The 24,091-nt window shown below is 61.4% G+C and carries 22 protein-coding genes and 1 pseudogene; 7 read left to right on the top strand and 16 right to left on the bottom strand.

Annotation, left to right across the window (positions count from 1 at the left end; genetic code table 11):
• Positions 1-477: 477 nt before the first annotated feature.
• Positions 478-1,107 carry a cyclin-dependent kinase inhibitor 3 family protein gene (locus tag D5301_RS08175; RefSeq protein ID WP_324187291.1) on the top strand — a complete coding sequence of 210 codons (630 nt, stop codon included), beginning with the start codon at positions 478-480 and terminating at the stop codon, positions 1,105-1,107.
• A 314-nt stretch (positions 1,108-1,421) separates the two neighbouring features.
• On the opposite strand, the gene D5301_RS08170 is transcribed toward D5301_RS08175, so the two are convergent.
• Together D5301_RS08170 and D5301_RS08165 are read right to left on the bottom strand one after the other, a co-directional pair.
• Positions 1,422-2,096: a helix-turn-helix transcriptional regulator gene (locus D5301_RS08170; protein ID WP_005413401.1), complete on the bottom strand. Its 675-nt coding sequence runs from the start codon at positions 2,094-2,096 to the stop codon at positions 1,422-1,424.
• 1,206 nt (positions 2,097-3,302) lie between these two features.
• Positions 3,303-3,563 (bottom strand): hypothetical protein, encoded by a 261-nt coding sequence (locus D5301_RS08165; protein WP_049401600.1) that lies wholly within the window; start codon positions 3,561-3,563, stop codon positions 3,303-3,305.
• 61 nt (positions 3,564-3,624) lie between these two features.
• Here D5301_RS08165 and D5301_RS08160 point away from each other — a divergent pair, with 61 nt between their 5' ends.
• Positions 3,625-3,825 (top strand): hypothetical protein, encoded by a 201-nt coding sequence (locus D5301_RS08160; RefSeq protein ID WP_032966765.1) that lies wholly within the window; start codon positions 3,625-3,627, stop codon positions 3,823-3,825.
• Here D5301_RS08160 and D5301_RS08155 read toward each other — a convergent pair.
• From D5301_RS08155 to merT, 8 genes are all read right to left on the bottom strand, one after another.
• Positions 3,822-6,788 (bottom strand): Tn3-like element TnAs1 family transposase, encoded by a 2,967-nt coding sequence (locus D5301_RS08155; RefSeq protein ID WP_005413400.1) that lies wholly within the window; start codon positions 6,786-6,788, stop codon positions 3,822-3,824. The genes D5301_RS08160 and D5301_RS08155 overlap by 4 nt on opposite strands.
• Positions 6,789-6,791: 3 nt before the next feature.
• A complete protein-coding gene (locus D5301_RS08150; protein ID WP_010921730.1) occupies positions 6,792-7,352 on the bottom strand; it encodes a recombinase family protein in 561 nt (186 codons plus the stop codon).
• 175 nt (positions 7,353-7,527) lie between these two features.
• The gene (locus tag D5301_RS08145) at positions 7,528-8,517 is read right to left on the bottom strand and encodes a DUF3330 domain-containing protein (RefSeq protein ID WP_003132006.1); all 990 of its coding nucleotides are present in this window, start codon (positions 8,515-8,517) and stop codon (positions 7,528-7,530) included.
• Entirely contained in the window at positions 8,514-8,750 is a 237-nt protein-coding gene (merE, locus tag D5301_RS08140) for a broad-spectrum mercury transporter MerE (protein WP_003132004.1), read from the bottom strand. Before merE ends, D5301_RS08145 begins: the two co-directional genes overlap by 4 nt.
• Positions 8,747-9,112 carry a mercury resistance co-regulator MerD gene (merD, locus tag D5301_RS08135; RefSeq protein WP_000995360.1) on the bottom strand — a complete coding sequence of 122 codons (366 nt, stop codon included), beginning with the start codon at positions 9,110-9,112 and terminating at the stop codon, positions 8,747-8,749. The genes merE and merD overlap by 4 nt, the downstream gene beginning before the upstream one ends.
• A 17-nt stretch (positions 9,113-9,129) precedes the next feature.
• Positions 9,130-10,815 carry a mercury(II) reductase gene (merA, locus tag D5301_RS08130; protein ID WP_003156770.1) on the bottom strand — a complete coding sequence of 562 codons (1,686 nt, stop codon included), beginning with the start codon at positions 10,813-10,815 and terminating at the stop codon, positions 9,130-9,132.
• A 71-nt stretch (positions 10,816-10,886) separates the two neighbouring features.
• Positions 10,887-11,162, bottom strand: a complete 276-nt coding sequence (gene merP, locus D5301_RS08125) for a mercury resistance system periplasmic binding protein MerP (protein WP_003131987.1) — start codon at positions 11,160-11,162, stop codon at positions 10,887-10,889.
• Between the two features lie 12 nt (positions 11,163-11,174).
• Positions 11,175-11,525: a mercuric ion transporter MerT gene (gene merT / locus D5301_RS08120; protein ID WP_003131974.1), complete on the bottom strand. Its 351-nt coding sequence runs from the start codon at positions 11,523-11,525 to the stop codon at positions 11,175-11,177.
• A gap of 71 nt (positions 11,526-11,596) precedes the next feature.
• On the opposite strand from merT, the gene merR reads away from it, so the two are divergent.
• Positions 11,597-12,031: an Hg(II)-responsive transcriptional regulator gene (merR, locus tag D5301_RS08115; RefSeq protein WP_005413387.1), complete on the top strand. Its 435-nt coding sequence runs from the start codon at positions 11,597-11,599 to the stop codon at positions 12,029-12,031.
• Between the two features lie 2,453 nt (positions 12,032-14,484).
• Complete coding sequence (locus D5301_RS08110; protein ID WP_032966761.1) at positions 14,485-15,261, top strand: hypothetical protein; 777 nt, start codon at positions 14,485-14,487, stop codon at positions 15,259-15,261.
• On the opposite strand, the gene D5301_RS24455 is transcribed toward D5301_RS08110, so the two are convergent.
• The 5 genes and pseudogenes from D5301_RS24455 to D5301_RS08095 all read right to left on the bottom strand — a co-directional run bounded on the left by D5301_RS24455 (position 15,258) and on the right by D5301_RS08095 (position 19,566).
• A complete protein-coding gene (locus D5301_RS24455; protein WP_323162603.1) occupies positions 15,258-15,584 on the bottom strand; it encodes an HNH endonuclease in 327 nt (108 codons plus the stop codon). The genes D5301_RS08110 and D5301_RS24455 overlap by 4 nt on opposite strands.
• A 253-nt stretch (positions 15,585-15,837) precedes the next feature.
• Positions 15,838-16,020: pseudogene (locus D5301_RS24450) on the bottom strand (hypothetical protein); the annotation flags it as partial.
• Positions 16,021-16,468: 448 nt separating this feature from the next.
• The gene (locus tag D5301_RS08105; protein WP_153855338.1) at positions 16,469-16,984 is read right to left on the bottom strand and encodes a hypothetical protein; all 516 of its coding nucleotides are present in this window, start codon (positions 16,982-16,984) and stop codon (positions 16,469-16,471) included.
• 156 nt (positions 16,985-17,140) lie between these two features.
• Positions 17,141-18,313, bottom strand: coding sequence for a glycoside hydrolase family 2 (locus D5301_RS08100; protein ID WP_324187290.1), 1,173 nt, complete (start codon positions 18,311-18,313; stop codon positions 17,141-17,143).
• A 275-nt stretch (positions 18,314-18,588) separates the two neighbouring features.
• Positions 18,589-19,566, bottom strand: coding sequence for an alpha/beta fold hydrolase (locus tag D5301_RS08095; RefSeq protein ID WP_153855337.1), 978 nt, complete (start codon positions 19,564-19,566; stop codon positions 18,589-18,591).
• Positions 19,567-19,674: 108 nt separating this feature from the next.
• Between D5301_RS08095 and D5301_RS08090 the strand changes: the two genes are divergently transcribed.
• From D5301_RS08090 to D5301_RS08080, 3 genes are all read left to right on the top strand, one after another.
• On the top strand, positions 19,675-20,694 hold the full coding sequence (locus D5301_RS08090) for an AraC family transcriptional regulator (RefSeq protein ID WP_153855336.1): 1,020 nt from the start codon (positions 19,675-19,677) through the stop codon (positions 20,692-20,694).
• 60 nt (positions 20,695-20,754) lie between these two features.
• Positions 20,755-21,747 (top strand): GlxA family transcriptional regulator, encoded by a 993-nt coding sequence (locus tag D5301_RS08085; RefSeq protein WP_194936619.1) that lies wholly within the window; start codon positions 20,755-20,757, stop codon positions 21,745-21,747.
• Between the two features lie 129 nt (positions 21,748-21,876).
• Positions 21,877-23,058, top strand: a complete 1,182-nt coding sequence (locus D5301_RS08080) for a M23 family metallopeptidase (protein WP_153855334.1) — start codon at positions 21,877-21,879, stop codon at positions 23,056-23,058.
• Between the two features lie 24 nt (positions 23,059-23,082).
• Here D5301_RS08080 and D5301_RS08075 read toward each other — a convergent pair whose 3' ends face one another.
• Positions 23,083-24,021 (bottom strand): LysR substrate-binding domain-containing protein, encoded by a 939-nt coding sequence (locus tag D5301_RS08075; protein WP_153855333.1) that lies wholly within the window; start codon positions 24,019-24,021, stop codon positions 23,083-23,085.
• Positions 24,022-24,091: the final 70 nt, after the last annotated feature.

Here is a 24,091-nt window from a genome sequence, read left to right as displayed (position 1 = left end):
CACTCAGCCGCCCACTGGGTGAGCGACCGGGTCAATGCCGACTCAAGGTTCAAGTCACTGCGAGACCACGGAGATTTGTAGGACCAAGCCAGGGGCTCATACAGAGATCTTGCGGCAAGCCGAGAACATTCGACTGGTTCGCGATGGAGGACGCGCAGCGTCGCAAGCGTGTCAAGTGCCTGCGAGGCCAACCCCTCAGCAGCTACCGGCGAACTAGCCGTTCTTGAGCGCTCTAGCGCGCACCACGCGCACGCAAGAAAGGGACCTATTGAACGAACGAAATTGTCCAGTTCTGGCCAGGGCGCGATGAGGGTCGGTTGGCTAACGACATAGGCCACACAGCCCTCAAATCGCGATACCAGTTGTCAGGATATCAACCTGCCCACAGACTGTCTATCTGACTTTCCGATATTGACCCTTAGGTGTTCTCTCCAGTTCAACGATATCTGAACATCCGATATCCTAGCCGTGCAGCGAATGAGCGGGGAGCGCCCCGGCGCACGACGCAGAACGTTACCGCATGTTGGGAGAGCCGAAATGATGCGCACCAGCGCTAGCCACCCGTTACTGATTGCAGAGTTGCCTGTTGGAGCCCATGGAGGCGGCATAGGGGTGACATTTGCGCCAGGCAAGTACCAGGAAGTCGCCATGACTGGAGTATGGGCGAGAGACCTAGATGTGGACGTCTCGGCTATTCAGGACTGGGGTGCCACTCACCTAGTCACCTTGCTTGAGCCTTGGGAGCTCAAGGACCTTCGAATCGAGAGCTTACCGGCGATAGTGGCGGGGAAGGGCATCTCTTGGCATGGACTGCCAATCACTGATGGAGCCGCACCAGACGACAGACTCCTCAAAGATTGGCTACAGCTAAGTGCTGAGCTCGTCGCTGACATGCTGAGCGGTCAAAGGATCGTGGTCCACTGCAAGGGGGGGTTGGGACGCGCGGGAACGGTCGCTGCCATGCTTTTGCTGCAGTCTGGCGAGGCCAAGCGGGCATCGGATGCCATCCACATGGTGCGGCATGCCAGGCCAGGCGCAATCGAAACGATTGCTCAAGAGGAGTTCCTAGAGTACTGGGCGCAGAGCCTTCACCCGGGCGGAGCTTGACCACTCAGGTGCGCAGTCAGGAACTCAAGGACGAGTTGCCTGTGGATCCAGAACTCGAGGGCTTCTTAGGTCTGGATCCAGAAATCGACGGCGTCTCCATAGTGGATCTTCGCGAGGGTTCAGGGCACATCAAAAATTCGCTGCCTCGAAAGCTAAGAACCTTGCTGTCGCACGAATCAGGGTCTTGTGCTGGGGCCGGACCAGCGCTATCGCTGACTAAGGCAGGGCAACCTCCAGGGACTGTACTGCGACGGCGCGATCAATAGACATCTGTCAGATGTATCGCCACCACTATCGATCTAATGAATGCTGACTCAGCCGATGCGTGCTGCCTTAGGAGTTACGATCTGACTGCACTCGTGGCCGAGGCGAAACGCCACGACGTACAGGACCGTGGCATCCATCGGCATACCTGAGCCCATCCGAATGACGACCTTACGCTGACCGTGCGACAGTGATACTCCCAGTTCCCGCAGGACCTCAATGCGCTGCTGCAGCCCGTCGTAGATGTCTAGCTTGTCGACTTCTGAATACAGGTCTTGGCAGTCGCGATACTCACGGTAGTAGTCGACCAGTGCAGCAAACTCGCTCGCCGCCTCGCGCGACAGCTCGAAAGCCGGTTCGGACAGATCCATGTCGCACGAAACGATCAGGCTGGCCAGCTCGCGCCCAGCAGCAAGCGGGGACACCGCCAGGGTGATGTAGTCGCGCTCAAACTGCGCTTGCGCCGCCTGCAGTTCCTCGTCTGTCGGCAGCGAGAAAGGCTTGTTGAGTGCATCGATGTCATTGAAATCGAAGGCGCGCGCCAGTGCGCGACGGGTGTCGAAACTGGCCGAGTCACCCTGCTCAACCCGCTGAACTGTTCGCACGTTCAGGCCCGAGATCTCGGCCAATTGTTCTTGCGACCAATGACGCAACTGGCGGAACTGGCGAATGCAGGCGCCAACCTCAGCAGCGGTAAGCAGGCGAGGCGGGGTCTTGGTGGTCATAGAAGATAACTCCGGAGGGGTAGGGAGCCCAGATTAGGAGGGTGCCGAACTTGGAAACATGACAGTCGCCCGACAGGCCCCCGACACAGATCAACTGCCAGGACTTGCCCCAACGAGAAATCCGGGGCAACTGCTTATGCGCCCGTGATGTTCTCCCCGTGCCCCCAGAGGGGGGCGAGGCCCAACTGCCTAGTCACTCACCACAGACCCCACCCTAGACGCGCAGGCGATCCGGGACAGCTCTATGGCGAGGGCTGATGGGGGGTCAATGGCTCCAACTCTGGCAAAACACCCCCAAATTGATGATGCAGTGCATTCATCCATGCCAGAACTGGTTCGCCTGGCCACAGGTGCGCCAGATTCAGAAGGGTTAGCATGGCAAGCGCATTGCTGTTCATGGCCACCCCCGCCAGAAGCGCGCCCGGGTAGCCATTTAACTGCCTTGCCAAGGGGTGAATCCCGGCATGGAGATAGGAGTTCAAGCCGACATAAAGGCATTGTCTGGCTCTGCCCAACAACTGTGATGCTCCTCGGGGCCCAGAGGACTCAAGCTTTACGAGCATGTCCTGAACGCCAGGGAGCCTCTTTGCCGCTTGCTGACTCTCCAGAGTCAGGGGCGCAAGAAGCTTCTCGATGTCGGTGTCGGTAGCTGCATAACATGCCCAGGTTGCACGCACGAGGGCCTCATACTGGGGCCGGACCAGCGAGATTGCTGACTGGGGCAGAGTAGCGATCAGGGACTGTACTGCCACGGCGTGATCAAGGGACATCTGGCAAAGTGCCGCCACCGCCGTCGATCTTCGGTCACGTCCATGCTCTATCTCCATCCAAGCGGCTCGAATTTCACCCAAGAGCTCTAAGGAGCCCTCCAGCACAGACGCCCGATCCTGGTCAGCCGATTGAGGCACAAGTCATCCTAGAATCGTGATCTGCAGGCAAGAGTAACGGCTCGTCCATCGGGCAAAGCCCTCAGTTGGCCGGCTGGGCTGCAGCATCTGTTAGCCGGTAATCTCTGCATTGCATCATCCGTGCATCAGCAATTTCTGCGTTGCGTCAGTCGCAAGTCAAATTTTTCTGCAATGGACCGTCTTGCACTGAAATTTTATTCCTCAAAAGCTGAAATCTCTGCAATGGCACCCTAAGAATGTCTGCGATGAACAGCGTTCTGGTCCGCGCGCGATTGCTTCCTATATTGCAACCATACGCTCAGCCAGCCAACCGCCGGGATCCATGATCGCGCGAGCGGACGATCCCGGTCGCAAATGGCTGGCTGCCGTCACTCTCGTGGCTTTGAGCGATCAAGGGGAGCAGTCTGGCCCACGTGTCGAACAGAAGCCTTGGATCTTGGTGGATCAGAAGCGAAACCCGCAGCGCATCTTCCATCGCCTTGAGGTAGCCGCGGCGTATCTCAAGTGCGTTCTCGCAAGCATTGGGGCGACCAAGAATTTGTGTGATCGCGGAGGCCATAGCAGTCTGGACAGGAGGGGAGGGGAAGGCGATAGTCTGCAAACGTCTAGACGATCCCGCAATGAGCATCCTCAACGTTCTCCTCACTCGTGACCACCTCGTCGTCGCAGCGGATACCCTGGCAGAGGATGCTCTCACAGGGGCGTATTCCGCGGGGGCAAAGCTGCTGCTGATCCCTCAGCACAACGTAGTGCTTGCTGCGCGCGGGTCTACGCAATTCTTCCTGGGGGGCTCGCAGAATTCGGAAAAAATCGTACGCTAAGGTTTTCCGGGCATCCGTAGGGGCCGAAACTTCCCGTCTTCCAGTCTGCGGCTCTGCCGCCAGACGTAATCGCCGGTGAGGTTGATGTGCTCCCAGCCCAGCGGCGACAGGAATTGCAGCAGCTCGCCGTCCACCGGCTTGCCGGCCTCGACCAACCCCTGGGTGGCGCGCTCCAGGTACACCGTGTTCCACAGCACGATAGCCGCCGTCACCAGGTTGAGGCCGCTGGCCCGGTAGCGCTGCTGCTCGAAGCTCCGATCCCTGATTTCCCCAAGGCGGTTGAAGAACACCGCCCTGGCCAGCGAGTTGCGCGCCTCACCTTTGTTCAGGCCGGCATGCACGCGGCGGCGCAGCTCAACACTTTGCAGCCAGTCTAGGATGAACAGCGTGCGTTCGATCCGGCCCAGCTCGCGCAGGGCCACGGCCAGGCCGTTCTGGCGCGGATAGCTGCCGAGCTTGCGCAGCATCAGCGAGGCAGTGACGGTGCCCTGTTTGATCGAGCTGGCCAGGCGCAGGATGTCGTCCCAATGGGCGCGGACGTGCTTGATGTTCAGGGTGCCGCCGATCAGCGGCCGCAGCGTCGGGTAGGTCTGCACGCCCTGCGGCACGTACAGCTTGGTTTCGCCGAGGTCGCGGATGCGCGGCGCGAAACGGAAGCCCAGCAGGTGCATCAGGGCGAAGACGTGATCGGTGAAGCCGGCCGTGTCGGTGTAGTGCTCCTCGATCCGCAGGTCGGACTCGTGGTACAGCAGGCCGTCGAGCACATAGGTGGAATCGCGCACGCCGACATTCACCACGCGGGTGCTGAACGGCGCGTACTGGTCGGAGATATGGGTGTAGAACAGCCGTCCCGGCTCACTGCCGTACTTCGGGTTGACGTGTCTGGTGCTCTCGCCCCGGCCGCCAGCCCGGAAACGCTGGCCATCGGAGGATGAGGTGGTGCCGTCGCCCCAGTGGGCGGCGAAGGCATGCTGGTACTGGTGGTTGACCAGCTCGGCCAGGGCCGCCGAATAGGTCTCGTCGCGGATGTGCCAGGCTTGCAGCCAGGACAGCTTGGCGTAGGTCAGACCGGGGCTCGACTCGGCCATCTTGGTCAGCCCGAGGTTGATCGCATCACCGAGGATCGCGGACAGCAGCAACGTCCGGTCTTTGGCCTCGGCCCCGTCCTTCAGGTGGGTGAAGTGGCGGCTGAAGCCCGTCCAGTCGTCCACGTCCATCAGCAGTTCGGTGATCTTGATGCGCGGCAGTAACTGACTGGTCTGGTCGATCAGCGCCTGCGCCCGATCCGGCACCGCCGCATCCAGCGGGGTGATCTTCAACCCGGACTCGGTGAGGATGGCATCGGGCAGCTCGTTGTCCTTGGCCAGGCGGGCGACAGTGGCCAACTGCTCGTCCAGCAGCTGCAAGCGCTCTTCCAGATACTGGTCGCTGTTCGGGTTGATCGCCAGCGGCAGGGCCTGTTCCCGCTTGAGCGCGGCGAACTTCTCGGCCGGCAGCAGGTAGTCGTCGAAGTCGCGGAACTGCCGCGAGCCCTTGACCCAGATGTCGCCGGAGCGCAGGGCGTTCTTCAGCTCGGACAGGGCGCAGATTTCGTAGAAGCGCCGGTCGAGGCCTTCCGGGGTGATCACCAGTGGCTTCCAGCGCGGCTTGATGAAGGCGGTGGGAGCATCGGCCGGCACCTTGCGCAGGTTGTCGGCGTTCATCTCGCGCAGCGTCTGCACGGCTGCCAGCACGCCCTGCGCGGCCGGGGCGGCGCGCAGCTCCAATACCTCCAGCAGAGCCGGCGTGTAGCGGCGCAGGGTGGCGAAGTTCTCGCCGACCAGGTGCAGGTGGTCGAAGCCCTCCGGCCGGGCCAGCAGCTCGGCTTCGCTGACGCTCTCGGTGAACTCGTCCCAGGGGATCACCGCCTCGATGGCGGCATAGGGGTCGCTGCCGGCTTCCTTGGCCTCCAGCAGCGCCTGGCCGATCTTGGAGTACAGGCGCACCTTGTCGTTGATCGCCTTGCCCTGCTTCTGGAACTGCTGCTGATGCTTGTGCTTCGCGCCGCTGAACAGCTTGACTAGGATGCGGTCGTGCAGATCCACCAGCTCATCAATCACGGTTGCAGTGCTCTCCAGCACCACGGCGGCCAGGGTCGCATAGCGCCGCTGCGGCTCGAACTTGCCGAGGTCTTTGGGCGTCATCTGCCCACCCTCGCGGGCCAGCTTGAGCAGGCGGTTCTGGTGGATGTGCCGGCCCAGGACTTCGGGCAAGTCCACCAGCTGAAATGTCTTCAGCCGCTCGATGTGCTCAAGCATGTGCCGAGAGTTGGGTTTCAGCGGTGCCTGGCGCAGCCAGGTCAACCAGGTGATGCTGCTGCCGGCCTTGAGCTTCAACAGCTCGTCCAGCTTGGCCCGATGCGAGTCCGTGAGCGGTTCAACCAGGGCGCGGTAGACCCGCCGATTGGCCCGTGCAATGGCCTCCGAGCAAGCCCGGTCGATCACGCTCAACGCCGGCAGGATGCGTCGCTTCTGCCGCAGGCTCTCCAGCGCCTGGCCGGCCAGCAGCAAGCCCTTGTCGGTCTGCTGGGCCAGTTCGGTCAGCTCGCGCACCAGGGCGCGGAAGTCGGACAGGCCGAACGGGGCCAGTTGAAGGTAGGTGCGCAGTTCCTGGGCGTGCTCGCGACGGGTCACATCGCGCTCGCCGTACTTCGTCCAACTCGCCGGATCGGTCTGGACTTGCTTGGCCACCCACAGGATGACCGGTTCGGGCAGCTCGCTGTCAGTGCCCAACGCATAGCCGGGGTAGCGCAGCAGGCAGAGTTGCACGGCGAAGCCGAGGCGGTTGGCGTCGCCGCGCCGCTGACGGATCAGCGACAGGTCGGAGTCGTTGAAGGTGTAGTAGCGGATCAGGTCATCCTGGCTTTCTGGCAACGCGAGCAGGGTGCCCCGCTCCGTGGCCGAGAGGATCAAGCGACGCGGCATGTGTCAGTCGTCCGTGCGGAGGTACTGGTAGAGGGTTTCCCGGCTGATGTTGAACTCGCGGGCAAGCTGCGCCTTGGGCTCGCCGGCCGTCGCTCGCTGCCGCAGGGTAGCAGCCTGCTCATCGGACAGGGCTTTCTTGCGGCCCCGGTACGCGCCACGCTGCTTGGCCAAGGTGATGCCCTCACGCTGCCGCTCGCGGATCAGGGCGCGCTCGAACTCAGCGAAGGCCCCCATCACCGACAGCATCAGGTTGGCCATCGGCGAGTCCTCGCCAGTGAACACCAGGCCCTCCTTCAGGAACTCGATGCGCACGCCGCGTTGAGTCAGCTTCTGTACCAAGCGACGCAGGTCATCGAGGTTGCGGGCCAGCCGGTCCATGCTGTGCACCACCACTGTATCGCCTTCGCGGACGAAGCTCAGCAGCGCTTCGAGCTGGGGGCGCTGGGTGTCCTTGCCCGATGCCTTGTCGGTGAACACCTTGCTCACCTGTGTCTGTTCCAGCTGGCGTTCCGGGTTCTGGTCGAAGCTGCTGACCCGGACGTAGCCGATGCGGTGCCCCTGCACGATGTCTCCTTGGTTGAAGGCGGCTTAAGTGCTCCTTCTGTTCCGTTGTGCCTCAAACCCCGTTTCTGTCAGGCTGAAATCTATGACCTTCGCAGGCATGTGTCAAAAAATGCGAAAGATGACTCTATTCTGACTAAGCGGCGCGGCCCTGCCTGACATCCAGTTAGGGTATGCCTCAATCTGACGGTAGCGAGTCGCAGGCGTTCGGATCGGCATCGGTTTCGTTCCCTGTCTTGGCACGCGCTTCGAAGCGTTGATAACACTCCAACCCGCAGAAGTGCTCGACGTATTCCGCGCCTTCCGGGGTGAAGGCGGCATCGAGCGGGATTTCCTTGCAGCACACGCAGCAACTGGTGGTGGTCGAGTCACTTGCATTCATGGTGGCACCCCTCCATTGACTGACGAAGACGGCGAATGCCGCCGCCGGCATTGGCTTCGCGAACAGGAAGCCTTGTCCTGTGTCGCAGTCCGCTTGTCGCAATAGATCAAGACTCGCCGATGTTTCCACGCCTTCAGCCACCACATCCATGCCCAGCCCGTGCGCAAGCTGAATCACGGTGTGCACGATGGTTTGGTCGCGGCGGTCGTTGGCGAGCCCGGCGACAAACGATTGGTCGATCTTGAGCGTGCTGATTGGGCAGCACTTCAGATGTTGCAGACAGGAATACCCCGTCCCGAAGTCATCGGCGGCGAAGCGCACACCGATCTGCCGCAAGGCGTCCAGGGCGGGGAAGATCGCCGGATCACCAAACGCGACCGATTCGGTCAGCTCGATTTCGAGATACTCGGCGGGCAACTCGGCATCAGCCAGCACGCCCTTTACCCACCCGTCGAAGTCCGGTCCCACTTGGCTCGCCGAAACATTGACGGCCAGCCGGAACGGTCGCCATGCCAGCATTCGCCAGTCACGCATCTGGCGGCAGGCTTCGCCCAGCACCCAAGCGCCGATTTCAGGCATCAGGCCGGACGATTCGACCACGGGCAGGAACTGGCCCGGTGGCAATAGTCCAAGCGTCGGATGACGCCAGCGCAACAGGGCTTCCGCGCCGACAATCCCACCACTGCGCAGATCGACGACGGGCTGGTAGTGCAGTTCAAGCTGCCCGCGCTCGACCGCTTGGGCCAGTTCCGGCGTCGTCCATCCATCCGGCCGGAAAGCGCTCATTCTCTTTCCCTGAATGCCCGCAACGCCCGCGACAGGGACAGAAGGAACAGGCCGGTCAAACCGAGCGCCGCGATGACCCAATGCTCGCCGAGGAAAGCACCGGCGGTTGTGCCGGCCAGCACGACAGCGAGGATGGGCAGGTGGCAGGGGCAAGTCAGCACAGCCAGTCCGCCCCACAGGTAGCCGGTGATCGGTTTGTGCGTCTCGGACGGCAAGCGCTCGGGGTTGTTCATGGCAGACTCTCCGCGTGCTGTGCCGGCTCGGTCGGCAGGGTGGCCAACTGCACTTCCAGATCGGCCAACGCTTCGCGCCGACGCTCGACGAACTGACGCAGCAGGGCAAGCTGCGCGGCCGCTTCGTCGCCGTCCGCCGCATCCAGCGCCCGGCACAGCCGCGCCAGCGCGTCGAGGCCGATGCCCGCCTCGAAGGCCGCCCGCACGAAGCACAGCCGTTGCAAGGCGGCGTCATCGAACAAGCCGTAGCCGCCTGGTGTGCACGCCACCGGGCGCAGCAATCCGCGCAGCAGGTAGTCGCGCACGATATGCACGCTCACCCCGGCATCAAGAGCCAGCCGGGACACCGTGTAGGCGTTCATTGAACACCTCCTTTTTCTCACCCGGCGCAGCAGGAAAGCTGCTTCACATCCTTGTTGAAGGTCTGCGCCGCGAGCTTCAACCCCTCGACCATCGTCAGGTAGGGGAACAACTGGTCGGCCAGTTCCTGCACCGTCATGCGGTTGCGAATGGCCAGAGCCGCCGTCTGGATCAGTTCACCCGCTTCCGGCGCGACCGCCTGTACGCCGATCAGCCGATGGCTGCCTTCCTCGATAACCAACTTGATGAAGCCGCGTGTGTCGAAGTTGGCGAGCGCACGCGGCACGTTGTCCAAGGTCAAGGTGCGGCTGTCGGTCTCGATCCCGTCGTGGTGGGCTTCCGCCTCGCTGTAGCCCACGGTCGCCACTTGCGGATCGGTGAACACCACGGCCGGCATTGCGGTCAGGTCGAGCGCCGCATCGCCGCCGGTCATGTTGATCGCGGCACGGGTGCCGGCCGCTGCCGCCACATAGACGAACTGCGGCTGGTCGGTGCAGTCGCCGGCCGCGTAGATGTTCGGGTTGCTCGTGCGCATGCCTTGGTCGATGACGATGGCACCTTGCGCATTGACAGTGACCCCCGCTGCGTCCAGCGCGAGGCTGCGCGTGTTCGGTGTCCGACCGGTGGCAACCAGCAGTTTGTCGGCGCGCAATTCACCGTGCGTGGTGGTCAGCACGAATTCACCGTCCATATGGGCGACCTGGCTGGCTTGCGTGTGCTCCAGCACCTCGATGCCCTCGGCACGGAAAGCGGCTGTCACCGCCTCGCCGATGGCCGGGTCTTCACGGAAGAACAAGGTATTGCGCGCCAGGACCGTGACCTTGCTGCCCAGCCGGGCAAAGGCTTGCGCCAGCTCCAGCGCCACCACCGACGAGCCGATTACGGCAAGGCGTTCGGGAATGGTGTCGCTCGCCAGGGCCTCGGTGGAAGTCCAGTAGGGTGACTCTTTCAAGCCCGGAATCGGCGGGACCGCCGGGCTGGCACCCGTGGCGACCAGGCAGCGGTCGAACATCACGACGCGCTCGCCACCCTCGTTCAAACGGACGGTAAGGCTCTGGTCGTCCTTGAAGCGCGCCTCACCGTGCACAACGGTGATGGCCGGATTACCGCCCAGGATGCCTTCGTACTTGGCGTGCCGCAGTTCGTCGACGCGGGCCTGCTGCTGGGCCAGCAGCTTACTGCGGTCAATCGTAGGCACAGTTGCCGCAATACCGCCATCGAACGGGCTTTCCCGGCGCAGATGGGCGATGTGGGCGGCGCGGATCATGATCTTGGACGGCACACAGCCGACATTGACGCAGGTGCCGCCGATGGTGCCGCGCTCGATCAGCGTGACCTGCGCGCCTTGCTCGACGGCCTTCAGCGCCGCCGCCATCGCGGCTCCACCGCTGCCAATGACCGCTACCTGCACCGGGGGCTCGTTGCCACTGTGCTTTTCGGCGGCGGCCATCCATCCCCGCACCTTGTCGAGCAGTCCGACGCGGTTGTCCGCCAGTGGCGCATCGGCTAGCGTTGCCTTGTAGCCCAGTCCGGCCACGGCGGCAGTCAGCGCGTCCGGCGATGTGCCCGGCACGATGGCGAGTTGCGCTGTGCCCTTCGGATAGGACACCAGCGCCGACTGCACGCCTGGCACTTTTTCCAGCGCTTCCTTGACGTGCGCCGCGCACGAGTCGCAAGTCATGCCGGTGATTTTTAGATGGGTCATGCAACAGATCCTTTATCGTTTGTGGCGCCAGACAATGACGTCCGTTGTGCTGCGGTGCCGTTTTCAGTGACTCACTGCTTGACGCTGGACGGATAGCCCGCGTCTGCGGTTGCCTTGGTCAGCTTCTGCACGCTGGTCTTGGCATCGTCGAAGGTGACGACCGCTTGGCGTGTCTCGAAAGTCACGTCAACTTTGCTGACGCCTTCGACCTTGGAAATCGCCTTCTTGACAGTGATCGGGCAGGCGGAGCAGGTCATGCCCGGTACGGACAGCGTGACGGTCTGGGTGGCGGCCCAGACGGGGGCAACAACGGCGGCGAGGGCGAGGGAGGCAAACAGTTTCTTCATGGTGAACTCCGATCAGTAGAAAAATGGCATGACGTAGGGAAATCCGAGCGCGACCAGAACCAGCGCGGCCACGATCCAGAAAATGAGCTTGTAAGTAGCTCGCACTTGGGGAATCGCGCAGACCTCACCCGGTTTGCAGGCCGCTGCCTGCCGGTAGATGCGCCGCCAGGCGAAGAACAACGCCACCAGCGCCACGCCGATAAAGATGGGGCGATAGGGTTCCAACACCGCCAAGTTGCCGATCCAAGCGCCGCTGAACCCCAAGGCGATCAGAACCAACGGCCCGAGGCAGCAAGCCGAGGCGAGGATGGCGGCAAGCCCTCCAGTGAAGAGCGCGCCGCGCCCGGTTTTTGGTTCAGACATGCGCTTGTCCTTTCGAATTGAAATTGGATAGCGTAACCTTACTTCCGTACTCATGTACGGAGTCAAGCGATATGGAAAACAATTTGGAGAACCTGACCATTGGCGTTTTCGCCAAGGCGGCCGGGGTCAATGTGGAGACCATCCGTTTCTATCAGCGCAAGGGCTTGTTGCTGGAGCCTGACAAGCCCTATGGCAGCATCCGCCGCTATGGCGAGGCGAATGTAACGCGGGTGCGCTTCGTGAAATCAGCCCAGCGGCTGGGCTTCAGCCTGGATGAGATCGCCGAGCTGCTGCGGCTGGAGGATGGCACCCATTGCGAGGAAGCCAGCAGTCTGGCCGAGCACAAGCTCAAGGACGTGCGCGAGAAAATGGCTGACCTGGCGCGCATGGAGGCCGTGCTGTCTGAGTTGGTGCGCGCCTGCCATGCGCGAAGGGGGAACGTTTCCTGCCCGCTGATCGCGTCACTACAGGGTGGAGCAAGCTTGGCAGGTTCGGCTATGCCTTAGCGTGCTTTATTTTCCGTTTTCTGAGACGACCCCTTAGAAAGCCTAGTCAAAGAGCTGTCACGAGAACACCGTTAGCTTAGCGTACGATTTTTTCCGAATTCTGCGGTTCCCCCTTCCTCCGCATCTACGAGCTTGCACTGCAGGCCAGCTTCCGCGCAGATTTCACAATAGAACAGCTATCTGCCGAGCTAGGGCTGGTGGTGGACCAACTCTGGCCGAACTTTGAGAAAGCGGTTAGCGAAGCGGGATTGCCGATCGAGCAACTCGGGACCGAGTTGGTGCTTGGTGGATGGTCGTTGAAGAACGGCCGGATGATGGCCACGGCGTATGCGAAGAGTGACAGCCGGCGCCCTTGCGTTGTCCAGCCGATCGGGGGGCAGATGGCGTCGCCGGGCGAACCGCTCCAGGCCGCGACCCCTAGCATGGCCCAGGTGGATCTGCTGGCCCATGCGCGTCTCCAGGTCAGCTACCTCAATGGGCAATTGGGCCGGAAAGTAGCAGGAGGTCGACTGCTAGTTGGGTTTCTGCAGAAGGGGCAAGCCCTGCTCAAGGATCTAGGAGAGATCTAGGTCGCGGGAGTCAAATACGCTAGGGGCTGAAATCGAAGTTCAGGTCTGGCCCTAAGGCAGAAGGCCAAAGCAGACCAAGGTCGTCCGTGGATTTGGGATGTTTATCGAGGGCAGGGTGGATGTCCGCTTCTGGCCGGAAGCGGACATTGGGCGGCGACCGGCCCGGTGATGGCATCCGCCTTCGACCCAAAGCGGGCATCGTTCTCGACACACCTGAGTTGATCCGTACTCCAAAGCCTGTTTCCGCTACCCCTTGTAGTGCTCGACGTAGAGCCCCAAAGCTGCCAACGACGCATACACGGCGGACCCAGCGTTGGTCGCGTACAAGGCAAAGGGAACCGGAGGATCGCAGGGAACTGTTGCGATGAACCACGGAGCTGAGCTCGTCAAGCTCGTCCTAGGTGATGTGAGGAATCCTAGCTCCCTACGCATACCTAGCGCCTCGCGGACGTACGCCTTGTTCCAGCCGCCAGTCTTGCACGAGACCCCAAGAAGTAACTCCGTAAATGCGGGATAGCGACGGGTCTTAATCGGACGATATACACCGACGTCAATCTCGTGACGGTCAGCCGCTTTGACCACCGTCGTGCCTTTCCAGCTATGGCTTAGTGTGGTGACCTGCACTGAAATCCTAATCTCGAGCTTCTCAGTAGACGTAGATCCACTGATGTAATCGTGATCCGGATGGTTTGCTTTGCATGGAGATCCTCCAAACGTCAGGACGCCTGCCATCTTGGGGGTACACGTGAGCTTGTAGCCCGCACTATCGATGATTCGCAGAAGCCTAAGCAGCACCCGAAGTTCGTAAGCCTTTCCTTGCGCGTAGGGAGACCCGCTCGCCTTAGCACGCGAAATGGCTGCTTTCACAGCGTTGAGGATTGCTAACTTACTGATCGTCACAGTCGCGGTCCTCGTGGCGCGTGTTCCTCGCGAGGGTCGTCCGGTGGCAGATATCGAGCGATATAGGCCTCAAGATCTGCCTGCTCGTGATCCGTCAAACGCTGGGGTGATACAGTTGGTAGATGTGACCGGATTGAGCGAACTCGGCGACCTTCTGGTGTCTCAACAGTGTAATGAACGTCCTCCAGTCCGGTGAGACCTTGGACCAGCTTCCCGATCTCACCCAAGGTTTGCGAGAGGGCGTCTTGGGTCGTCACAGGTCTAAAATCGAGAACCGCCGCAAGTGCGGCTGCAGCTTGTGCATTCGTGTCGTCCTCGTAATCAGACATCGCCTGAACAATCGCGGAGCGAAGCGATCTAACAATTTGTGGATCAAGCTCAGACGCAAGGGCTAGCGCCTTCCCTATCTCCCTAATTACCTCTTCACCACCTTGATCTTCTGCCATTCACAACTCCACAGCTGTAGACATTAACGGGCCGCGCGGGATGAACCGCCCGGATTCTCTAAATTCAATTGCCGAAGGTTGCCGTTGGCAATGTTCCTTAAGAGTAAGGCACAGTGCGGTTTGGTTCCATAAGCGGATCGCGCTGGCTGTATCCCGAAGTGTGCGATGACGCCGAAGCTGGATAGTGTCGCTGAATTGGACCATCAGGCACTTAGGTCTGAGCCCTGATACAGATTGATGATATGACTCCAAGTCGCGTACGGGCTGCGAAGAGCACCGGCTACTTTGGTCCGCTTCTGACCGAAAGCGGACATTCGTTTAACCAAGGGTGAAGGAAACTTTTAGGGCCAGGATGGACTTCAACTCTCTCGTTCGCTCGCTTCTATCCGATGCGAAGATGCGCCGTAACAAGCCTCTGCGAGACTAGTGCGCGAGCCAGGTCGCTGACATTGCTCCATGGCCTATGACGTGCCCCGCACCCGCTGGTCAAATGGAACCGCCCTCGGCACCATGGGCACGACCATCTAAGGAGTTCTTCATGCTCTACCAAGATAAGTACGTCGCCTTCATCGACATGCTCGGGTTCTCCGCACTTGTCCAAGAGTCGGCAGCCGACATGAGCAAGCTTGATGAAATAGCAGAGGCCATCGACAGACTAAAGAACACAGCGTGCTGCAACCCAGCAACAGGACTTTTGTTCACTTACTTCAGCGACTGCATCGTCATATCAAGCAGCCGCTCTCCTGCTGGCCTTGCCGACATCCTGAGCTGCATCAGAATGTTGGCCGAGAACCTGCTAGTGGTTGATATATTGATACGTGGAGGGCTCACAGTTGGAAGCATTCATCATGATTCTCAGATGATCTTCGGACCGGCGATGCTGGACGCCTATCGCATGGAATGTAAGGAAGCACGCAATCCCATGGTGCTCGTGAGCGAAGAGGTGCGATCGGATGCTCGCGCTGCGGGGTTAAGCAACCTGTTGACGTGGGATGACGAAGAGCCAGACCGCCACTATGTCCACTATCTGATCTCGTACAGCGCTTATGACTCTAATCCAAGGGCGGGCGTCGTGATTCTCGATAGCCAGGCCGCTCTCATCCGGCATTTCATCGCCAAGAGGCTGCTAGGCGCTCCGGGTAAGATCCTGGATAAAGCCGAGTGGATGGAACGATATTGGAACGAGAAGGTGGCGACAGGTGGAATTCTCGGACGTGTTGACAGGGTCGCAGACCTTGTTAGGCCCAATGCGCGACCATTTCGCAGCAGACTCGCCGTTCTAGCACCGCAACCGGGCGCCACTAGTGTGGACTAGCGAATCAGGCAAGCAGCTGCCGATTCCTTGCAAAGATTCAATTCAATTGGCCATACGGAAGCACGTGCAATCCCTGATGGCAGTCGGGACCACCATCTCCCCATTGCCAGCCGCGTCTGAACCAGCGCCCGGAACGCTTCAGCGGAAGGGGCTGGTCCCTTCCGCTGGTGCCTGCCCTGGTTGCACCGGCTATGCGCGGCCACCACGTTCCCGGACACGTCTCTGCCCCCGTCCTGTTGGGCCACCAGGTGCTCGGCGGTGCATTGAAAGGCTCGGGCCTTACTGGCCTTCAGCCCGAGCTCTGAGGGTGCAGTGAGCCACATCGGCAGGCCGCAATAGAAGCAACGGCCCGATTGGGCGTAGAAGGCAGAAGTGCGAAGGGATCTGCGGCGTTTGGCGGTCATGGATGGCTCCGGAATCGAAGGATTCCCGTGCCCCCATTGGGTGGACCTCGGGCACCCGGAGCCTATTGGCTATGCGGGCACAACACCGGCGCTTTATAGCGACTGGCTAAGGCGTTATAGCTCAGCGCTTGAGCCGCTACAAGGCCCAGATGCCGACCAGAACGGGAGGGAGTCACCGACGCCCAGTTAAGGTCAAAGCTTGGTCAGGGGGCGAGCGACGCGCTTGAGCAGGTGGAGCGGGGCGTGGCGCGTCACCCAGGGAAGTCGCGGTGTTGTAGTCCTGCTCAACCCGCTGAACTGTTCGCACGTTCAGGCCCGAGATCTCGTCTAATTGTTCTTGCGACCAATGTCGCGACTGGCGGAACTGGGAAGTGCAGGCGACAAGCTCTGACCGATCAGGTGCGCAGTTGGGAACTCAAGGGCGAGCTGGATGTGGAGCCAGAAATCGAGGGCGTCTTAGGTGCGGATCCAGGAATCAAGGGCATCTTTGGGGGAGATCTGGAAATCGCGGGCGTCCTTGTGGGGAAATACGGGCGGACAGCTGTGGGATCTGGGGCGTTTCCGTTGTGGCAGTCACCAGAGGCCCAGCCATTGCCACGCGGATCCAACAAAGGCCCAGATTCGACGGATACGCGATTTCGCATAATGTATATTATGTTCAAGTGAACTGAACCCCCGACTCTCAAGCACCCTCTGGTACGCGACCGTGCTACCAAACTGCACCTGGAGTTCTTTGGCCCGCTTGAACCCTCGATCCACGCGGACGTTCGCCCGATTCTCAAGCGTGAGCACCCGCAGGTACCTCAGCGCGGCAGGACATTCAGCACCCGGCAATTCCTGCAGCGACCCTGCTCGATAAGATGCGAACTCACGAATGCTCCGCACGACCTGCATTGCACCGGCAGATGGGCATGTATCTTCCGTATTAATGGGTCGTTGTAGGTCGATCCGGTGGGATCCTTGTTGATGATGCCGATCTCAACAAGGGTCATTCCATGGACTTTCAACTTCCCGTCAAACTCCTCCTGGGTATGGCTGGTGAGCACGAGGTTATGGATGCCGCGGGTCACCTGTTTCCGGACGGGCTTCGGAACGGCGCAGCCGTATGCCTTGTTTACAGCACTGACCAACACCGCCCCGGTCAGTTCACCCAAGGTTTTCGGTGGTGGTGTTGTGGGTTGTTGCCCGATAAGCCTCCCGACACCATCATTCATCTCCTGATCGAGCGCGCCGCGAACCACCTGACTGAAGAAGCTCGGTGCGCCACGCTTGAACACGGGTTGCCTCAACAACTGAATGCCGGAATTGATCCAATTCATGGGTGTCCTGCCATGCGCAGCAATGGTCGCCGACAGAGTGAGCCCCGCGTTGCGGCCATGACGCGACATTCTGTATCAACGACGCATCATCGCGCTGACCACATACAGCCCTGCCTCCCACCCTTGGAAGTCTAGCGCCCGTGGATATGCCTCACATCAACAAGGGCGAGCGCCGCTCACTGGCGCCGCAGTCGTTGCACTCCGCACGATCAGCACCGCCAGCAGCGGAATGGCGATTCCATACACGTACTGGGTCAGTGTCACGCCAATCCCGAACGGGAACCAGATCGTTGGAAACCCCAGCGAACCGAGTTCACTCGTGTACTGCGATACGGTGATCATCAGCATCACGATCAACGCCATGCCTCGCATTGGCCCATTGCGGGCAATCCGCGCGGCAACAAGCACGAGCAGCGCGAGTGTGCCGAGGCGGAAGACTTGAGTGCCCCAGGCAGCCCCCATGACGCCTCCCGCGGCCCCCAGCGCCGCCAGAACAAAGGCGCTACCGTCGATCATCCGCGAAGGTGGAAGTACCCAGCGATTCCACGCCAGTGCCCATGCCGCCAGGCTGAGCGGCATCCACAGCACATTGTTCAGCCATGCATAGGCAGGAAGACTGAGCAGATCCGTCCAGGAGACGATCGCGTTATCGAGCCGCTTCACGGCAGAGAGCAGAAGCGCGACGCAAACGAAGGCGATGAACGACCGCTGGCTGCTGAGCGGTCTTAGCAACAGTGCCAGCACGATCACCATGGCCATCGCAAGCGGCTCAACGACTTCAACAATGTAGCCCGCGACGGTACGCCACCATTGCACGCGATACAGCTCACGGCTTTCTGGCTGCGGGGCAAGTGTCGGCGCCACGTGGATGCCGCCGCTCGCAGGGCCGGCAGCGCTGCCGGGCTGCATGAATGCTCGTATGGCGATCACGCCCTGCGTGCCTGCGGCATCGGCGGGCAGCGAAAAGATCATCGGCCGCGTACCCACGACACGGGGCGACTCCCCTAGCCTGCCCGAGCCCCCCAGGCGCTTGCCGTTCCAGTACAACTCATAGCCATCCTCTACGGCGGTAGGCCCCAGGATGTCCCACAGGCGGTCGCCCTCTGGAATCGCAAGCGTGCGCCGGTACCAGGCATATCCTTGATACCCGGAATGACCGTGTGCCATCCATCCGGCGACATGGTTGGGCAGCCCCACGTCGCCGTCGATGCTGCTGGCCGGTGCGCTCAGGTCGAGCGTTTCCCAGGACGAATCATCCAACGCAATATCCGCCCAGCGCGGATCGTCACCGACCTGGAATTTCCACGCCCCATCGATCAGAGGCGCCACCGCGCGGAGCCTGGATGGATCAGGCCGACCACCGATGGCAAGGACGGCGGCAGTACACACCCAGGCCAGCAGGGTCAGTACTACGATCCTCACCACGAGCGCGTGGTGCCCCGATGAGGCAAGAGAGGGAGATCTGGTCGCCGCAGTCATCACGGGTTCTCTGTAATGAAGTCGCCAAGGATTCCTACTGCCATGCACGGATGTCATCCTCCGTACAACCCGTGCTTACTGCAACCCTCCCCTGCCCCGTCCAATCCCAGCTCCTTGCCAATGGGTCATCCAATCCCGCCCACAGACGCCACCCGCATGACGAAGTTTGCGATCGTCTCCTCCATCTGCTGCAGACCTGGATCCTCCAGCGGGTAATGCCCGGCATTTTTGAGCAATACAGTCTCGACCTCAACCTGGCGGATGCGCGAGAGGAAGGGCGTACTGAGATGCAACGGTGTCCAGTGATCATCTGCCGGCTGGGTCAGGAGCACCGGGCAGCGGTCGAACTGTTCGGGTTCGAGTGCAGGCCGATAGTTCCCATAGCTGTCCAGGAACCGAATCGACATCCGGTTTCCAGCAGATGTCCGGTCGCGCAGAAAGATCTCCATTGCGACCTTGTCGTTGGCAAGCGCACTCATTTTCGACGCCAGCGTCATTGGATATCTGAATGCAGCAATTGGAGACTTCGCCAACAGGCCCATCAATGGAATTCCAAGCCGTGAGGTCAGCAGGTCGTGGGCCGTCTCATCGCGCACCTGCTGTGATCGCTGGTCAAGGAAGGTCATGCCCACAATCCCAGCCACTGTCCCCTTTGGCGCCTTTGCAGCAGCGTGATAGGTCAGCATCCCGCCAGCACTAAGGCCATACAGCACGATGGGGCGCACGTCCCGCGCCCGCTCAAACGCAATGAAGTCGACAACGAGATCGACCCACTCGTCGTAGGAGAAGGGGGCACCGCGCGCTACCTTGGTGAGCCCGTAACCAAGATTGTCCAGTGCCACTACTTCCAGACCTCTACGTGCCAAAGGCGCGCCCAGGATCATCGACATCTGGCGACCATTGGTGCCTACGCCGTGAAGGAGGATGACCTTCGCCGGTGCTTCCGCATTAACGTACCTGTCCAGGTGGACCTCGTGTCCTCGATGACTCCAGTACACCTCCTTGGGGGCAGTTGCCTCGTCAAGACGAAGGCGCGCAGGTAGCCGCGTTTGCAGGTCCCTCCATTCCTGCTGATCACGGTAGTAGTCTGGCTTGGCGTTCATGTTCACCTCGATTCAAGGACAGAGGGCATGCTCCTCCAGGCGGCGGCGGCCAGGGATGCTTGTTCGGGACAGGCGCTATAGAATTTGTGCCAACCAACGGACTTGATCATGGATCCTTGGCACTACCCCCGCAGCCCTGCTTCGATCGAGCTCATGCTGCGTTTTGGCGAAAGCCGTGGGATAAAGACCCCGCAGCTGATGACGGGCACCCGCCTGGCGGCCGCCGACCTGAAGGACCCCGACGCGATCATTTCGGCGACCCAGGAACTGAAGGTCATCGAGAACCTGCTGAAAGCGTTGCCGAAAGCATCCCGCGCCGGGCTGGAGGTAGGCCTGACCTATCGGCTTTCGGCGTATGGATTGCTCGGCTATGGGCTGCTAAGCAGCGCAAGCGGCGAGGCTGCTCTTGCCCTCGCCCGGCGCCTCCTCCCGCTGACCTACACCTTTGCCTCCATCACGATCACATCGGATGGGCGCAACGTGCAGATGGCATTCGCCCCTGCCCCCGAATTGATCGGTGACACAGCGCGCTTTGTGGTGGAACGTGCCATGGGTGCCACCGCACGTGTACTACATGACGTGATCGGGCGGGACTTCCGATTGGAATGGTTCGAGCTCGCCGGGGCAGCCAGTGGCTCAGGCTCGGGTGTCTCTACCGTATTCAGTGCACCGGTACGCCATGGCGCCATCAAGGGTTCTCTGGGCTTTTCATCCGCCTTGTTGCAGCGTCCACTGCCACAGGCCAACCCGATCACGGCCAGAATGTGCGAACAGATGTGCAATGAGCTGCTGAGGAAGCGTAGCCCCAGGGTGGACACGGCGGCCTTCATCCGCGAACACCTTGCCGGACAATCATTCAGGCATCCGCCGTCGGTCGGCGAATATGCACGCATGCTCAACACCACCGAGCGCACCCTCAAACGCAGGCTGCAGAGCGAAGGAACAACGTTCCGCGAGATATCCAACGGTGCGCGTTTGGCCCGCGCAGACATCCTGATGCAGGACGGGCGCCTGTCCCTCGCGCAGATTGCCGCGGAACTGGGATTCAGTGAACCAACCACCTTTTCGCAGGCCTACAAGAAGTGGACCGGGGTGCCGCCAGGCAAAGCCCGCAAAAGCGGCATTTAACCGCAACATTCAATGTCGGATATGCTGATCGCACCCTTGCCACTGGCAGGACCACAATCCATGGCACAGGCCTTCACACGTACCATCTGCATGCTGATCTACGACGGCGCGCAGTCATTGGACATCAGCGGCCCTGTGGAAGTGTTCGCTCTGGCAAGTCGCCAGGCCGAGGAAGACCGCGCTGGCAGTGCACCGCTGTACTCCGTGAAGCTGATCGGCAGACACTCGAACTGGGTTGTGGCCTCCTCCGGCATACGCCTGCTCCCCGATATGACGTGCGAGGAGATGCCCGACAATACCGACACGCTGCTGGTGTGCGGTGGAATGGGTGACTCGCTCGATGTCATCAGGGCTGATCGGGCACTGGTCGAATGGCTGGGACGAGCCGCAACACGCGTGCGGCGGATCGCCTCGATCTGCAGCGGCGCTCTTCTGCTGGCCGAGGCGGGCGTCCTTGATGGCCGTGAGGCCACGACGCACTGGAGTGATGTTCGCGAGCTGCGCGAGCGCTATCCGAAGGTGCACGTGCAGCCAGATGCGATCTACACGCACGATGGCCATGTGTGGGCGTCGGCTGGGATCACCGCGGGGATGGACATGGCCCTGGCGATGGTCGCAGAAGATCGTGGCCAATCGCTGGCACTGAAGGTGGCCAAGCGGATGGTCATGACCAGCAAACGCTCCGGCGGCCAGAGCCAGTTCAGCCGCCAGTTGCAGTCTATGGATCTACCCGACCACTTCCAGAAGCTGGAACAGTGGATGCGGGAGAACCTGCATCTTCGCCTGAGCGTGGACGAACTCGCGCAGCGTCTGCACATGAGCCCCCGGCAGTTCAATCGCAGATTCGTCGCGACCTTCCAGCTTACGCCACAGAAGTATGTGGAAATGCTGCGCGTCGAAGCAGCCAAGCCATTGCTTGAGGGCACGCGCAAGGACATGCAATGGGTTGCCAGTGAGTGCGGATACGGTTCGGTGGATGCGCTCCGGCGCGCCTTTCTCCGCCAGCTCAACGTGACGCCAAGCGAGTACCGGGCACGGTTTGGCTCTGTCTAGAGCGTCCCGATCCGCAGGATTGATGTCCGCATCCGCCGGTGCGCCTCAGCTACGTTATCGTCTTCGCGTCACCTCATCGCGGCGCCCTTCGGCTCGTGCCGTGAGCGCCCGCCCGCCTAAGGATATGCCGTGACCCGCTACGCCCCACGTTGCCTCAGCCTCCTTGCGGGGATCTGCGCCGCCGTGCCGCTGCCTGCATCGTCGCTCGAGCGGCTTCCGCTTCCGGCCGGGTGCAAACCCGCCCAGCGTTCTGCGCAGGCACGCCCGATGGAGGCCATGGACGTACCCGTTTTTCCGCCTGTCCAGCTTGATGTCCGTACCCCCTTCGAGCCCAGTGCCTTCAGTGCGGGCGGCTATCGCTACCTTGTGTACGAACTGCAGCTGCAGAACTACTCGGAAGCATCATTGCGCGTAGAAGCAGTGGACGTATTGACGCCCGCACCGGATGGGGCCGAGCTTCTCCTCAGGATTTCAGGACAGGCCCTGCGCGACCAGATGAGACTGGTCGGTAGCGGTGCTGTTGATTCCGCGCAGACGCTGGAGACAGGACGTGCGGGGACGGTCTTCCTATGCGTTGCGTTCGACGGATCGTTCCCGGTGCCTGATCGCCTCCTGCATCGCGTCGTGCTGGACAGTGCAGTGGCGCAGGGCCCCGAGGTGGGCACGCAGCACGACGCCGTGAAGGTGCTGTCCAGCCCCGTCCGTGGCAGCCACTGGCTGGCGGACAACGGGCTCGCACTTGACCTTCATCACCGTCCTGGCGTGTTTGTCGCCGGAGGGACAGCCCAGATTTCGCGCCGATACGCCATTGATTGGAAGCGCCGAGTCGACGGCAAGCTGCTGGCGGGAGACCCCCTGGATGTACGCAGCTACCATGCGTACGGGGAACCGGTATTTGCCGTTGCTGATGCCACCATCATCCAGGCCATGGACGGGTTCCCGGACAACACCCCGCGGACACCGGCCGGGTTCACTCCGGCCGTGCCACTCAGCATGGAATCGTTGGCGGGCAACACCGTGGTTCTGGACCTGGGCGATGGCCAGTTCGCGCACTATGCCCATCTTCAACGTGGAAGCGTCGCGGTCAAGGCCGGGCAACGGGTCAAGCGTGGCGAGCTGCTGGCGAACATCGGAAATTCAGGCGATGCCAGATGGCCACATCTGCACTTCCAGGTGACAACCGGCCCCGGCGTCATGAGCAGCGAGGGTGTGCCGTTCGTGCTTGATCATTTTCGTGCCAAGGGCCCTTCAGGCCAATGGACCGTGAGGCGTCAGGAGTACCCCCTGCTCGACAGCGAGCTCGACCTCTGATCCAGACTGGGCGAGGGTCATGCCCTACCCGGCCTCGCGAATCCGTCGTGCCGACTGGCGCAGACTGTCGATCAACCCTGCGATGGCCGAATCGCTGCCCGTCGCTTCACGCCAGTACATGCCGAGTGCTCCTGCCGACCCCATCGACAAGGGCAGCCGGGCCATCTGCTTCAGGCGCACGAAGTGATCCGCTACATGTGCCGATGCGGCCAGCAACAGATCGCTGTCGCGCAGAAGCGAGATGTTGGCCAGCATGGAGGCCGACTCCACCGCATAGGGCGGCGGCGTCAGTCCGATCTCAGCCAGGCCGGTTTCCAGATTGGCACGGATCGGCGTTCCCACGGGCCACACGATCCACGGGTAGTCGAACGCCTGCTGCCAGGTGAGCGAACGCTTGCGTGTGAGTGGATGACCCGGCCGCGCGACCAGCACAATCGGCTCCACGTACAGCAGCTCATACTGCAGGCCAGGTGGCGGATTGCTGCCGCTCAGCCGTCCGACGGCCACATCCACCTGGACGCGTTCCAGCTGTGACAACAGTTCATCCATCGTCCCCTCGCGCAACCCGATCTGGATGTCCGGCTGCAGGCGCATGTAACGCGCGATCGCATCAGGGACCAGATCGAACGTGGCCGCAGGTGAGGTGGCAAGCATCACCCGGCGCAGGCCGCCGTGGCGTACTGCCTCCACATCCTCCTCCGCCCGCTGCATCGCGTTGAGAACGCGTCGCGCATAGAGCAGCACCAGACGGCCCGCCGGGGTCGGGCTGATGCCGCGTGCGTGCCGGTCGAACAAGGCCGTCCCGATGTCCTCTTCCAGTTCGCGCAGCCATTTGGACAGGCCCGGCTGTGTGGTGTGCGCCGTCCGCGCGGCTTCGGACAGGCTGCCGGTCTGTTCCAGCAGCAACAGCCACTGCAGATGCCGCATATGCAGGCGGCGCGACCAGTCGAGAATCCCAGGCATATCCGTTCCTATATGGATGAATACTCAAAGATCATTTTCGCATTGTAGGTTAACCGCCTAGTCTCTGCTT

Source organism: Stenotrophomonas sp. MH181796 (genome assembly GCF_009659995.1).
GTDB classification, from domain to species: Bacteria; Pseudomonadota; Gammaproteobacteria; order Xanthomonadales; family Xanthomonadaceae; genus Stenotrophomonas; species Stenotrophomonas riyadhensis.
This window is presented reverse-complemented; position numbering and strand designations above follow the sequence as displayed.

Bases quoted from the DNA above. Each gene is read 5' to 3' on its own strand.
- D5301_RS08105 (WP_153855338.1), bottom strand. From the start codon at position 16,984: ATGAATTGGATCAATTCCGGCATTCAGTTGTTGAGGCAACCCGTGTTC.
- D5301_RS08160 (WP_032966765.1), top strand. From the start codon at position 3,625: ATGAGCATCCTCAACGTTCTCCTCACTCGTGACCACCTCGTCGTCGCA.
- D5301_RS08165 (WP_049401600.1), bottom strand. From the start codon at position 3,563: ATGGCCTCCGCGATCACACAAATTCTTGGTCGCCCCAATGCTTGCGAG.
- D5301_RS08095 (WP_153855337.1), bottom strand. From the start codon at position 19,566: ATGAACGCCAAGCCAGACTACTACCGTGATCAGCAGGAATGGAGGGAC.
- merR (WP_005413387.1), top strand. From the start codon at position 11,597: ATGGAAAACAATTTGGAGAACCTGACCATTGGCGTTTTCGCCAAGGCG.
- D5301_RS08090 (WP_153855336.1), top strand. From the start codon at position 19,675: ATGGATCCTTGGCACTACCCCCGCAGCCCTGCTTCGATCGAGCTCATG.
- merT (WP_003131974.1), bottom strand. From the start codon at position 11,525: ATGTCTGAACCAAAAACCGGGCGCGGCGCGCTCTTCACTGGAGGGCTT.
- D5301_RS08170 (WP_005413401.1), bottom strand. From the start codon at position 2,096: ATGACCACCAAGACCCCGCCTCGCCTGCTTACCGCTGCTGAGGTTGGC.
- merE (WP_003132004.1), bottom strand. From the start codon at position 8,750: ATGAACAACCCCGAGCGCTTGCCGTCCGAGACGCACAAACCGATCACC.
- D5301_RS08155 (WP_005413400.1), bottom strand. From the start codon at position 6,788: ATGCCGCGTCGCTTGATCCTCTCGGCCACGGAGCGGGGCACCCTGCTC.
- D5301_RS08085 (WP_194936619.1), top strand. From the start codon at position 20,755: ATGGCACAGGCCTTCACACGTACCATCTGCATGCTGATCTACGACGGC.
- merA (WP_003156770.1), bottom strand. From the start codon at position 10,815: ATGACCCATCTAAAAATCACCGGCATGACTTGCGACTCGTGCGCGGCG.
- D5301_RS08145 (WP_003132006.1), bottom strand. From the start codon at position 8,517: ATGAGCGCTTTCCGGCCGGATGGATGGACGACGCCGGAACTGGCCCAA.
- merP (WP_003131987.1), bottom strand. From the start codon at position 11,162: ATGAAGAAACTGTTTGCCTCCCTCGCCCTCGCCGCCGTTGTTGCCCCC.
- merD (WP_000995360.1), bottom strand. From the start codon at position 9,112: ATGAACGCCTACACGGTGTCCCGGCTGGCTCTTGATGCCGGGGTGAGC.
- D5301_RS08110 (WP_032966761.1), top strand. From the start codon at position 14,485: ATGCTCTACCAAGATAAGTACGTCGCCTTCATCGACATGCTCGGGTTC.
- D5301_RS08075 (WP_153855333.1), bottom strand. From the start codon at position 24,021: ATGCCTGGGATTCTCGACTGGTCGCGCCGCCTGCATATGCGGCATCTG.
- D5301_RS24455 (WP_323162603.1), bottom strand. From the start codon at position 15,584: ATGTGGCTCACTGCACCCTCAGAGCTCGGGCTGAAGGCCAGTAAGGCC.
- D5301_RS08175 (WP_324187291.1), top strand. From the start codon at position 478: ATGAGCGGGGAGCGCCCCGGCGCACGACGCAGAACGTTACCGCATGTT.